This is a genomic window from Mycolicibacterium arseniciresistens (genome assembly GCF_030519285.1).
Classification (GTDB): domain Bacteria; phylum Actinomycetota; class Actinomycetes; order Mycobacteriales; family Mycobacteriaceae; genus Mycobacterium; species Mycobacterium arseniciresistens.
Genome location: NZ_JAUMSQ010000052.1, coordinates 28,321 through 39,717, shown reverse-complemented (window position 1 = coordinate 39,717; position 11,397 = coordinate 28,321). Strand labels below are relative to the sequence as shown.

Genomic DNA, 11,397 nt, shown 5'->3' with positions numbered 1-11,397 from the left:
GCCGGGCAGGCCGAGGCCGACGCCCGCAAGGCGGCGGCCGACGCGCTGCGGGTCGAGCAACTCGCCGAGGCGGCGGGCATCGAGGCCAAGCTGGTGGCCGAGGCGACCGGTAAGAAGGAGATCGCCGCCGTACTGAACAACTACAGCGCCGACGCCGCCCGGCTGCTGATGCTGCCCGACGTGCTCGCGTCGGTCGTCAAGGCGACCGAGGCCGCAGCTCTGCCACTGGCCTCGGTCGACCGGTTGTCGATCATCGGCGGTTCGTCGGACACCCAGGACGCGGTGGGTGGGCTGCTCGGCGTCAGCCCGCTGGCCGTCGCGAAGATCGTCGAGTCGCTCAAGTCGTCGGGGATCGACGTGGCCGCGATGCTGAACCGCGCCGGGTCGACGGACATGGCCGGCTCCGACGGCCAACCGGCGCAGCCGAACTCGCATCCGGTCGCGCCGCCGGCGTCCTGACCTGCTCAGCCGGTCAGCGCGCCGGACGGTTCCGCAGCGCCCGGCGGGAGGGCTGATACCAGGCCGGACTGCGTGAGCGCGTCGGTGACGAAGCGCTGCACCGGCCGGGACCGGAAGAACCCGGCGTGCCCGCCCCGATACCACTCGATGTCCGGGCGTCCCCAGTGCTCCCACAGGCGACCGACCTGCTTTCTCGGGTGGACGACCTGATCGGCGAGGCCGGCGTAGATGAACCGGCCTCTCATCGGCACCCGCGGTTCCATCGCCAGCGGCGAGATCATCCGGCCGAGCGGGGTGGCGAGTTCGATGGTCCGGCGGCGGGGATCGTCGCGGCGCAGTCCCGAGTGGCGGCCCAGCAGTTCGACGAGGTCCGCGACGGGCACGCCGAGGACTGCGCACAGGAGGTCGTCGTCGAGGCTGGCGACCAGCGCGGAAATGAAGCCGCCCAACGACATTCCATACACACCGATCGGCGCGTCCGGCTGTTCCCGCCGGATCCACGACAGCAGGCTGCGGACGTCGTGAACGGCGTGGGCGGTCGCGTGGACGTCGTCGAGCACATCCTCGCCCGGGAACACCGCGCCTTTCGGCAGCCCCGCCGCCCGGGGACCGTGCATCGGAAGCACCGGCAACATGACGTTGAGGCCGAGCGTCTCATGCAGGTACCAGGCCCGGAACAACGCCAGATCGATTGCGGCACGGCCCATCTCGGTTCCATGGACGCACATCAGCCACGGCCGCGGTTCAGGGTGCCGCAGCATCAACCCGTAACCGCGCGACATCGCCCGATAACCAAGCCAGCGATCGCCGCCGGGCTCGCCGGGCAGCGGACGATATGCACTCTGCCAACGCAACCGCGAATAGGAGCGGTTGCGCCGCCGCACCGGGCGGACCTCGACGTCGGTCAGCGGCTCGGGTGCAGCAAAGTACCGCTGCGGCGCGTCGAGCAGCCCACGCTCACCGTAGAACTCGAGTGCGTCCTCGACTTCGCCGTTGATGCGCTCGAATCCGCGCGCACCACTGACGGGCCTGCGCGCCCGCAGTCCCAGCAGGACCACCTCGTCGCGGAACGCCTCAGCGGCGAGCGCGACGGTCGGACGTGCGATCGGCATCTGGTCCGGCCCGTCACCGAGATAGTCGCGCCAGGACTTCGCGTAGTAGCCGCCCGTGCGGGTCAGCGGCGCCAACACGGTGCGCAGCGGCCCCGATCCGGTCAGTCGCTCCACGACAGAGCGGCCCGACTCCCGTCCGGCCTCATCGTCGTTGCGTGATCCCATGCGTTAGAAGGTAGCCACGCAGCCCCGAAGTATCCGGGAGGCCTTGCTCACAAGCGCGGCGGACCATGACGTGGCTCTCGATCCTCAATCCTCGGCGGTCTGCTTGATCGCGGCCAGCGTCGCGGGAAAACCACTCTTCGCCGCCTCGCTGCGTTTGGCGATCTCGGCCTCCGCCGCCTCGCCGAACCGCTCGTGGAAGCCGGCGATGCCCTTGGGCAGGAACGACCACGACTCGGTCAGCAGCGTGCCCGCCGGATTGTCTGCGGCGGCCATCGTGAAGCCCCAGCGCACCCAGCCGTCATTCACCTCCCAGGCGAATTCGCGTCCAGGATCGGCGGCCACCACCTGGCTGCGCGTCTCCCAGGTCCGCTCCGGAGTGATGTTGCGGCCGAAGAACCACGCCCCCACCTCCGGCCCGCCGCCGTCCTCCCACCAGCACGCCTTGCACACCGGACTCCACTCCCCCATCCGGGTGATGTCGGAGACCAGCGCGTAGACCTGCTCGGGCGGAAGCGCGACGTGGATCGCATCAGAGAATTCGAGATCGGTCACGCTCGTGAGCGTACGACCCGATACCCACTGGACGACCGGCGCATAATTACCGGTGATGACGCGTCCTGATCACCAGACCCGAAAACCTGCGATCCTCACGGTCGACGACGACCCGGCGGTGTCCCGCGCGGTCGCGCGCGACCTGCGCCGCCACTACGGCGAGCGGTACCGCATCCTGCGGGCCGAATCGGGCGCCGACGCCCTCGCCACCCTCAAGGAACTCAAACTGCGCGGCGACACCGTCGCGGTGCTCGTCGCGGACTACCGGATGCCGCAGATGAGCGGCATCGAGTTCCTCGAGAAGGCGATGGAGTTCTTCCCGCTCGCCCGCCGGGTGCTGCTGACGGCCTACGCCGACACCCACGCCGCGATCGACGCGATCAACGTCGTCGACCTGGACCACTACCTGCTCAAGCCGTGGGACCCGCCGGAGGAGAAGCTGTACCCCGTGCTCGACGGCCTGCTCGAGGAGTGGCGCGCCGTCGGCGACCGGGCGATGCCGTACACCAAGGTCATCGGGCACCGGTACAACGAGCGGTCCTGGCAGGTGCGGCAGTTCCTGGCCCGCAACGAGTACTCGTTCCGCGCCGTCAACGCCGAGGACGACAAGGGCAGGCAGCTGCTCGACGCCGCCGGCGTCGACGGCAGCCGGCTGCCGGTCGTGATCACCGAGAAGGGTGAGACGCTCGTCGAGCCGACCGACGCCGAACTGGCCACCCTGCTCGGCCTGTCGACCAGCCCGCAGCTGGACATGTACGACCTCGCGGTGATCGGCGGCGGTCCGGCCGGCCTGGCGGCCGCGGTGTACGGCGCGTCCGAGGGCCTGCGGACGGTGCTGATCGAGAGGTCGTCGACGGGCGGGCAGGCGGGCCGCAGCTCCAAGATCGAGAACTACCTCGGCTTCGAGAACGGCGTCTCGGGCGCCAACCTCACCACGACGGCGCGCAGGCAGGCCGAGCGCTTCGGCGCCGAGGTCATCACCACCCAGGAGGCGGGCAGGCTCGAGGTCAACGGCATCGGCGCCGCCCATTCGATCCGCCTGCCGGACAGCACCATCGGCGCCCGCGCCGTCATCCTCGCCACCGGCGTCGAGTACCGCCAGCTGCAGATCAACGGCTGCTGGGACGATCCCGACGACCCGGACTGCAACTACATCGGCCGCGGCGTCTACTACGGGGCCTCGGTGTCCGACAACAGCGAGTGCCAAGGTGAGGACGTCTACATCGTGGGCGGCGCCAACTCGGCCGGTCAGGCCGCGATGTACATGTCCGAGACCGCCAAGACGGTCACGATGCTGATCCGGGGTCCGTCGCTGGAGGCGGGCATGTCGCAGTACCTCGTCGACCGGATCCTCAAGAAGGAGAACATCCGGGTCCGGACCTGCACCGAGGTCAAGGACACCCTGGCCGAGGACGGCCACCTGTCGGGTCTCGTCCTGATCGACAGGCAGTCCGGCGAGACCGAGACGGTGTCCTGCGACCGGATGTGCTGCTTCATCGGCGCAACGCCGCGCACCGACTGGCTGGAGGAAGCGGGAATAGCCCGCGACGATCACGGTTTCATCCTGTCGGGACCAGATGTGACCAAGGTCAGCGGATGGATGCTCGAGCGTCCGCCCCACCACCTGGAAACAAGTGTCCCCGGGGTGTTCGTTGCAGGAGACGTGCGTTCCGAATCCGCCAAGCGCGTGGCGGCGGCCGTCGGCGAGGGTTCGATGGCTGTGATGCTGGTGCACCGGTACCTGGCGGAAGCCTAGGAAGGACGTCCCATGGGCTCGCAGAACGGTGAGGAGTGCGTGCGCGAGGAACTCCGCACGCTGTTCCTCTTCGAGGACCTCTCCGACGCGCAGCTGGACATCCTCTGCGAGGCCGGCCACATCGAGACCTTTCCCGCCGGGCCGATAAGCACCGAGGGTGAACCCGCCACCTGCTTCTACGTGATGATCGACGGCGAGCTGATCATGTCGAAGCGCTCGGGCGGAGTCGACATCCAGACCAACCGGACCTCGCAGCGCGGCGTGTACTTCGGCGCGTGGTCGGCCTACATCCCCGGCGAGGAGCAGAGCTACCAGGCCTCGGTGCGGCTGACCAAGCCGTCGCGCTGCTTCGTGCTGGACTCGAACGACTTCGCCAAGTTCATGCAGACGCAGTTCCCGATGGCGGTGCACCTGCTCGAGGGGCACCTCGTCGGTGGCAGGCGGCAGAGCCAGATCATCGGGCAGCGCGAGAAGCTGCTGGCGCTGGGCACCATCACCGCGGGCCTGACGCATCAGCTCAACAATCCGGCGGCCGCCACGGCGCGGGCCGTCTCCGACCTGCGGGAGACGGTCGGCAAGATGCGGCACAAGCTCTCGATGCTCGCCGACGGCAAGTTCTCCCCCGAGGCACTGCGCGTGCTGGTCCGGATCCAGGACGACGTCGCCGAGCAGGTGGCCAAGAACCGGGGCGTCGAACTGTCGGCGCTCGAGGCGTCCGACCGGGAGGACGCGATCGGTGACTGGCTCGAGAGCCACGACATCGTCGGCGCCTGGGACTACGCGCCGACCTTCGTCGAGGCCGGTCTCGACACCGACTGGCTGGAGAAGGTGCTCACCTCGGTGGACGAGGTCGACGCCACCGCGTCGCTGCAGGCCGCGGTCGGGTGGCTGAAGTACACCATCGACAACGAACTGCGCATGAACGAGATCGCCGAGGCCAGCAAGCGCATCTCGGCGCTGCTCGCCGGGGCCAAGCAGTACTCGCAGATGGACCGCGGCTCGTACCAGAGCGCCGACGTGCACGAGTTGCTCCGCAGCACGATCATGATGTTCGGCGAGAAGATCGGCCATCAGGGCAAGGGCAGGCCCATCACCATCGTCAAGGAGATGGACAAGACGCTGCCCGAATTGCAGTGCTACCCGGGCGATCTGAACCAGGTGTGGACCAACATCATCGACAACGCGATCCAGGCGATGGACGGGCACGGCACCCTGACCATCCGGACCAGCCGCGAGAGCGAGCAGATGATCCGGGTCGAGATCTGCGACGACGGCCCCGGCATCCCCGAGGACATCGTCGACCGCATCTTCACCCCGTTCTTCACCACGAAACCGTTCGGCGAGGGCACCGGGCTCGGCCTGGACCTGGCGTGGCGCATCGTGGTGGAGAAGCACGCAGGGAACCTCTCGGTGCAGTCCCGCCCCGGCGACACCCGGTTCATCGTGTGCCTGCCGCTGGTGGCGCCGCCGCCGGTGACGCCGACGCCCGGTGAACTGTCCGCCGCCGGCACCGAATGATTTCGCTCGACCTGAGCGGAACGGAATAGCTCTCGACCGGCCGGAGGTTGTCGCCACCATGACCAAACCTGACATGGGCCGTTACGGCGTCATGGGGCTCTACACCCAGTTCGCACAGCTGTCTCCCGCGCAGCTGCGGGAGATCGAGGCGCTCGGCTACGGCGCCATCTGGGCGGGCGGTTCCCCGCCTGCCGCCCTCGAGTGGATCGACCCCATCCTCGGCGCCACCGAGAAGCTGCAGCTCGCCACCGCCATCGTCAACGTGTGGAGCGCCGAGCCCGGCCCGGTCAGCGAGTCGTTCCACCGCATCGAGGCCGCCTACCCGGGCCGGTTCCTGCTCGGCATCGGCGTCGGCCACCCCGAAGCCGACTCGGAGTACAAGAAGCCGCTGGTCGCGCTGAACGACTACCTCGACAAGCTCGACGAATACGGCGTCCCGAAAAACCGCCGGGTGGTCGCCGCGCTCGGCCCGAAGGTGCTCGAACTGTCGGCGCACCGGTCGGCGGGTGCCCACCCGTATCTGACCACCCCCGAGCACACCGCCACGGCCCGCGAGGTGATCGGCGCCGACGCATTCCTCGCGCCCGAGCACAAGGCGGTGCTGACCACCGATCCGGAACGCGCCCGCGCCGTCGGCCGCAAAGCCCTCGAGATCTACCTCGACCTGCAGAATTACCTGAACAACTGGCGGCGTCTCGGGTTCGATGATCAGGATCTGGCAAAACCGGGTAGTGACCGTCTGGTGGACGCCGTCGTCGCCTACGGAACACCTGTGGAGATCGCCGCGCGACTCGCGCAGCACATCGACGCCGGCGCCGACCACGTGCCGGTGCAGGTGCTGACCGGACCTGACAAGCTGGTGCCCGCACTGGCCGACCTGGCCGGGCCGCTCGGCCTGCAGTGAACCTGAAGGGACTCGAATCGTATGAGTGAGGCTTCGACCAGCGAGGGCGTGTCGCTCAAGCCCGGACTGGGCCGCTACGGCGTCTGGACCGGCGGGGCGCCGGCACCCGAACAGGCCGCGGAGATCGAGAAGCTCGGCTATGGGGCGCTGTGGGTGGGCGCATCACCCGCGGCCGACCTGTCGTTCGTCGAGCCGATCCTCGAGCAGACCGAGACGCTGCAGGTCGCGACGGGCATCGTCAACGTCTGGGCGTCGTCCGCCGAGGAGGTCGCGGAGTCCTATCACCGCATCGAGGACGCGTACCCGAACCGGTTCCTGCTCGGCGTCGGCATCGGCCATCCCGAGCACACCGATGAGTACCGCAAGCCCTACGACGTGCTGGTCGAGTACCTCGACAAGCTCGACGCGGCCAAGGTGCCGACGAGCCGCCGGGTGATCGCCGCGCTCGGCCCGAAGGTGCTCGAGTTGTCGGCGCGGCGCAGCGCGGGAGCGCATCCGTATCTGACGACGCCCGAGCACACCGGCCAGGCCCGTAATCTGATCGGCCCGACGGTCTTCCTCGCACCCGAGCACAAGGTGGTGCTGGAGACCGATGCCGACGAGGCTCGCGACGTCGGCCGTCAGACTGTCGAGTTCTATCTCGACCTGCGCAACTACGTCAACAACTGGAAGCGGCTCGGCTTCACCGACGACGACGTCACCAAACCGGGCAGCGACAAGCTGATCGACGCGGTGGTCGCGTACGGCACGGCGGAGGAGATCGCCGCCCGCCTGAACCAGCATCTCGATGCGGGCGCCGACCATGTGACGATCCAGGTGCTCGGCGGCAAGGACGCGCTCATCCCGACGCTGACCGAGCTCGCAGGCCCCCTCGGCCTCAAGGGCTGACCCGCGCGCGTGGTGAGCGTGCGCCGCGGCGCCCGATAGGGTCGAGCCCATGCGACTGCTGGTCACCGGCGGTGCCGGGTTCATCGGCGCGAATTTCGTCCACCGCGCGGTCGGCGAGAAGGCCGCGTCGGTCACCGTGCTCGACGCGTTCACCTATGCCGGCAGCCGTGAGTCGCTCACCCCGGTGCAGGGCGCGATAGATCTCGTCGAGGGCGACATCACCGACGGCGCCCTGATGGACCGGCTCGTCGCCGGCGCCGACACCGTCGTGCACTTCGCGGCCGAGACCCATGTCGACAACGCACTCGCCGATCCCGAGCCGTTCCTGCACACCAACGTCATCGGCACCTACACCGTGCTCGAGGCGGTGCGCCGCCACCAAGCGCACCGGGAAGTCCGGCTGCACCACGTCTCCACCGACGAGGTGTACGGCGACCTGCCGCTGGATCAGCCGCGACGATTCACCGAGGCGACCCCCTACAACCCGTCGAGCCCGTACTCGTCGACCAAGGCGGCCGCCGACATGCTGGTGCGGGCCTGGGTGCGGTCGTACGGGATCCGCGCGACGATCTCCAACTGCTCCAACAACTACGGGCCGTACCAGCACGTCGAGAAGTTCATCCCGCGCCAGATCACCAACATCCTCACCGGGCGGCGCCCCAAGCTCTACGGCAGCGGCGCCAACGTCCGCGACTGGATCCATGTCGACGACCACAACAGCGCGGTGTGGCGCATCCTCGAACGCGGCGAGATCGGCCGCACCTATCTGATCGGCGCCGAGGGTGAGCGCGACAACCTGTCGGTGCTGCGCACACTGCTGGCGATCATGGGTCGCGATCCCGACGACTTCGACCACGTCACCGACCGGGCCGGCCACGACCTCCGCTACGCGATCGACCCCTCCGCGCTCTACGACGAGCTGGGATGGGCCCCGAAGCACACCGACTTCACCGAGGGCCTGCGCGCCACTGTCGAGTGGTACCGCGACAACGAAGCCTGGTGGCGGCCGCTCAAAGACGCCGTCGAGGCCCGGTACGAGGAGCGCGGCCAGTGACCGTCCGCGAGCTGACGGTGCCGGGCGCCTGGGAGATCACCCCGACCGTGCACACGGACAGTCGCGGGGTGTTCTTCGAGTGGTTCACCGACCGCGGCTTCCGGGGGTTCGCCGGACACGGGTTCGACCTCGCCCAGGCCAACTGCTCGGTGTCGGCAGCCGGCGTGGTGCGCGGTGTGCACTTCTCCGAGCTGCCGCCGAGCCAGGCCAAGTACGTCACCTGTCTGCACGGCGCGGTGCTCGACGTCGTCGTCGACATCCGGGTCGGCTCACCGACATTCGGTCAGTGGGACTCCGTGCTGCTCGATGACCGCGACCGCCGGTCGGTGTACCTGTCGGAGGGCCTCGGCCACGCCTTCCTGTCGCTGCGCGACGGATCGACGGTGATGTACCTGTGTTCGACGGCCTACGCCCCCGACCGTGAGCACACCATCGATCCGCGCGACCCCGAGCTCGGCATCGACTGGGGCTACGACGGCGAGCTGGTGCTGTCGGATCGCGACGCGGCGGCGCCGCCGCTCGCCGAGGTCGAGGCCGCCGGGCTGCTGCCGGCCTGGGCGGACACCGAGGCGTTCGTCGAGGAGCTACGCAGGCGTTGACGGTCAGGGCTCGATGGTGGTCTCCGCGTCGATCACCGACATCGCGTCCGTGATCGCCGCCTGCTGATCCTCGGTGCCCTGGGCGTCGAGTGCCAGCAGGTACATCCCGTCCTGCCCGGGGATGACCACGGTCTTGCGGGCGACGAACATCGCCGCGCCGTCCTTCTGGACCGTGCCGGCGACCGCCGCCGCCTGGAAGCCGCCGAGCTCGGCCGGCTGGCCTTCCGAACCCTGGTAACCGGGCTGGTTCCGCAACGCATTCGGTGCCAGCTTCAGGATCTCGGCGGCGTCGGGCTCGCCCCCGGACAGCCGGGCCATCCGCGCGATGACGGCAGGCGGGTCTGTCGCGGCGGGCCCGTCCAGGACGATGGCCCCCCAGGCATCCTCGGGCGCGTCCGCGCCGAGGTCGCGCCAGCCCGGCGGGATCGGCAGGTTGAGCTGCGGTGTGCCGGGTTCGCCGCGTTTCACCAAGGTCTGGCTGATGCCGTTGTCCCGCAGGTAGTCGGCCACCGTGACGCCCTGCCCCTGAGGCGCACTGCTGGGTGCGGCGCTGCTCGACGCGGCCGCCGAGGCGGACGCCGACGTGCTCGCCGAGGTGGTGGCGGTGTTCGTCTTGTCCTCGGAGCCACACGCGGTGGCCCCCGCACAGAGCAGCACGGCGGCCGCGACGAGCGCCGCAGTCCTCGTTGACATGTCGGTGGTCATCCCATCTCCCTTCGCTGGTGGCCCCGCTCCGGGGGCCCACGGCGACGCTATTGACGGCGTTTGGAGATCGATTGGAAGCCTGCGGCGCAGGGCTCTTGCATCGCGCCCGGTCGATTTACTAGGATATCCAAGTAATCGGCATCGTCGGCGTAGGGGCATTCCATGAGCACACAGATTCCACACTTCATCAACGGCCGGCGCACCAACGGCCAGTCGACGCGCACCGCGGACGTGCTCAATCCCAGCACCGGTGAGGCGCAGGCCCAGGTGCTGCTCGCCTCGGCCGCCGACGTGGACACCGCGGTAGCCGGCGCCGCGGAGGCGCAGCTGCAGTGGGCGGCGTTCAACCCCCAGCGCCGCGCGCGGGTGATGATGCGCTTCGTCGAACTGGTGAACCAGAACGTCGACGAGTTGGCCGAACTGCTGTCGATCGAGCACGGCAAGACGGTGGCCGACTCCAAGGGCGACATCCAGCGCGGCATCGAGGTCATCGAGTTCGCGATCGGCATCCCGCACCTGCTCAAGGGTGAGTACACCGAGGGCGCGGGCACCGGCATCGACGTGTACTCGCTGCGTCAGCCGCTCGGGGTCGTCGCTGGCATCACGCCGTTCAACTTCCCGGCGATGATCCCGCTGTGGAAGGCCGGCCCCGCACTGGCGTGCGGCAACGCGTTCATCCTCAAGCCCTCCGAGCGTGACCCGTCGGTGCCGTTGCGACTGGCCGAACTGTTCCTCGAGGCGGGTCTGCCGCCGGGGGTGTTCCAGGTGGTCCAGGGCGACAAGGAAGCCGTCGACGCGATCCTGCACCACCCGCAGGTTCAGGCCGTCGGCTTCGTCGGCAGCTCCGACATCGCGCAGTACATCTACTCCACCGCCGCGGCCAACGGCAAACGCGCGCAATGCTTCGGCGGCGCCAAGAACCACATGATCGTGATGCCCGATGCGGATCTCGACCAGGCCGTCGACGCGCTGATCGGCGCCGGATACGGCAGTGCCGGCGAGCGGTGCATGGCGATCAGCGTCGCGGTGCCCGTCGGTAAGGAAACCGCGGACCGCCTCCGGAACAAGCTCGTCGAGCGCGTCAACCAGTTGCGGGTCGGGCACAGCCTGGACCCCAAAGCCGACTACGGTCCACTGGTCACCGGCGCGGCGCTCGAGCGGGTGCGTGACTACATCGGCCAGGGCGTCGACGCCGGCGCCGAAGCGGTCATCGACGGCCGCGAGCGCGCCAGTGACGACCTCACCTTCGACGACCAGAACCTGCAGGGCGGCTACTTCATCGGCCCCACCCTGTTCGACCACGTCACTTCGGACATGTCGATCTACACCGACGAGATCTTCGGCCCGGTGCTGTGCATCGTGCGCGCCTCGAATTACGAAGAGGCATTGGCTCTTCCGTCGGAACACGAATACGGCAACGGGGTGGCGATCTTCACCCGCGACGGCGACACCGCCCGCGACTTCGTGGCCAAGGTGCAGGTCGGCATGGTCGGTGTCAATGTGCCGATCCCGGTTCCGGTGGCGTACCACACCTTCGGCGGCTGGAAGCGCTCCGGCTTCGGCGACCTGAACCAGCACGGCCCGGCGTCGATCCAGTTCTACACCAAGGTCAAGACCGTCACCCAGCGCTGGCCGTCGGGCATCAAGGATGGCGCCGAGTTCGTCATCCCCACGATGAAATAGCG

General features: G+C 68.9%; 10 protein-coding genes and 1 pseudogene. 8 read left to right on the top strand and 3 right to left on the bottom strand.

Annotation, left to right across the window (positions count from 1 at the left end; translation table 11 throughout):
- Positions 1 to 459: pseudogene (locus Q2100_RS10095) on the top strand (flotillin family protein); the annotation flags it as partial.
- A 5-nt stretch (positions 460 to 464) separates the two neighbouring features.
- Here Q2100_RS10095 and Q2100_RS10090 read toward each other — a convergent pair.
- Both Q2100_RS10090 and Q2100_RS10085 read right to left on the bottom strand, forming a co-directional pair.
- On the bottom strand, positions 465 to 1,736 hold the full coding sequence (locus Q2100_RS10090; RefSeq protein ID WP_302913937.1) for an alpha/beta hydrolase family protein: 1,272 nt from the start codon (positions 1,734 to 1,736) through the stop codon (positions 465 to 467).
- 84 nt (positions 1,737 to 1,820) lie between these two features.
- On the bottom strand, positions 1,821 to 2,288 hold the full coding sequence (locus Q2100_RS10085) for an SRPBCC family protein (RefSeq protein WP_302913936.1): 468 nt from the start codon (positions 2,286 to 2,288) through the stop codon (positions 1,821 to 1,823).
- Positions 2,289 to 2,343: 55 nt separating this feature from the next.
- Here Q2100_RS10085 and Q2100_RS10080 point away from each other — a divergent pair, with 55 nt between their 5' ends.
- The 6 genes from Q2100_RS10080 to Q2100_RS10055 are packed head-to-tail and all read left to right on the top strand — an operon-like array spanning position 2,344 to position 9,007.
- Entirely contained in the window at positions 2,344 to 4,044 is a 1,701-nt protein-coding gene (locus Q2100_RS10080) for an NAD(P)/FAD-dependent oxidoreductase (protein ID WP_264011137.1), read from the top strand.
- A 12-nt stretch (positions 4,045 to 4,056) separates the two neighbouring features.
- The gene (locus Q2100_RS10075) at positions 4,057 to 5,562 is read left to right on the top strand and encodes an ATP-binding protein (protein ID WP_264011136.1); all 1,506 of its coding nucleotides are present in this window, start codon (positions 4,057 to 4,059) and stop codon (positions 5,560 to 5,562) included.
- 58 nt (positions 5,563 to 5,620) lie between these two features.
- Entirely contained in the window at positions 5,621 to 6,466 is an 846-nt protein-coding gene (locus Q2100_RS10070) for an LLM class F420-dependent oxidoreductase (protein WP_302913935.1), read from the top strand.
- Between the two features lie 21 nt (positions 6,467 to 6,487).
- Complete coding sequence (locus tag Q2100_RS10065) at positions 6,488 to 7,354, top strand: LLM class F420-dependent oxidoreductase (RefSeq protein ID WP_264011134.1); 867 nt, start codon at positions 6,488 to 6,490, stop codon at positions 7,352 to 7,354.
- Between the two features lie 49 nt (positions 7,355 to 7,403).
- A complete protein-coding gene (gene rfbB, locus Q2100_RS10060; protein ID WP_302913934.1) occupies positions 7,404 to 8,408 on the top strand; it encodes a dTDP-glucose 4,6-dehydratase in 1,005 nt (334 codons plus the stop codon).
- Positions 8,405 to 9,007, top strand: coding sequence for a dTDP-4-dehydrorhamnose 3,5-epimerase family protein (locus Q2100_RS10055; protein ID WP_302913933.1), 603 nt, complete (start codon positions 8,405 to 8,407; stop codon positions 9,005 to 9,007). Before rfbB ends, Q2100_RS10055 begins: the two co-directional genes overlap by 4 nt.
- A gap of 3 nt (positions 9,008 to 9,010) precedes the next feature.
- Here Q2100_RS10055 and Q2100_RS10050 read toward each other — a convergent pair whose 3' ends face one another.
- Positions 9,011 to 9,712 carry an LpqN/LpqT family lipoprotein gene (locus Q2100_RS10050; protein WP_302913932.1) on the bottom strand — a complete coding sequence of 234 codons (702 nt, stop codon included), beginning with the start codon at positions 9,710 to 9,712 and terminating at the stop codon, positions 9,011 to 9,013.
- Positions 9,713 to 9,874: 162 nt separating this feature from the next.
- Here Q2100_RS10050 and Q2100_RS10045 point away from each other — a divergent pair, with 162 nt between their 5' ends.
- Positions 9,875 to 11,395, top strand: a complete 1,521-nt coding sequence (locus Q2100_RS10045; RefSeq protein WP_302913931.1) for a CoA-acylating methylmalonate-semialdehyde dehydrogenase — start codon at positions 9,875 to 9,877, stop codon at positions 11,393 to 11,395.
- Positions 11,396 to 11,397 lie beyond the last annotated feature (2 nt).

Bases quoted from the DNA above. Each gene is read 5' to 3' on its own strand.
- Q2100_RS10090 (WP_302913937.1), bottom strand. From the start codon at position 1,736: ATGGGATCACGCAACGACGATGAGGCCGGACGGGAGTCGGGCCGCTCT.
- Q2100_RS10080 (WP_264011137.1), top strand. From the start codon at position 2,344: ATGACGCGTCCTGATCACCAGACCCGAAAACCTGCGATCCTCACGGTC.
- Q2100_RS10075 (WP_264011136.1), top strand. From the start codon at position 4,057: ATGGGCTCGCAGAACGGTGAGGAGTGCGTGCGCGAGGAACTCCGCACG.
- Q2100_RS10070 (WP_302913935.1), top strand. From the start codon at position 5,621: ATGACCAAACCTGACATGGGCCGTTACGGCGTCATGGGGCTCTACACC.
- Q2100_RS10065 (WP_264011134.1), top strand. From the start codon at position 6,488: ATGAGTGAGGCTTCGACCAGCGAGGGCGTGTCGCTCAAGCCCGGACTG.
- rfbB (WP_302913934.1), top strand. From the start codon at position 7,404: ATGCGACTGCTGGTCACCGGCGGTGCCGGGTTCATCGGCGCGAATTTC.
- Q2100_RS10050 (WP_302913932.1), bottom strand. From the start codon at position 9,712: ATGACCACCGACATGTCAACGAGGACTGCGGCGCTCGTCGCGGCCGCC.
- Q2100_RS10045 (WP_302913931.1), top strand. From the start codon at position 9,875: ATGAGCACACAGATTCCACACTTCATCAACGGCCGGCGCACCAACGGC.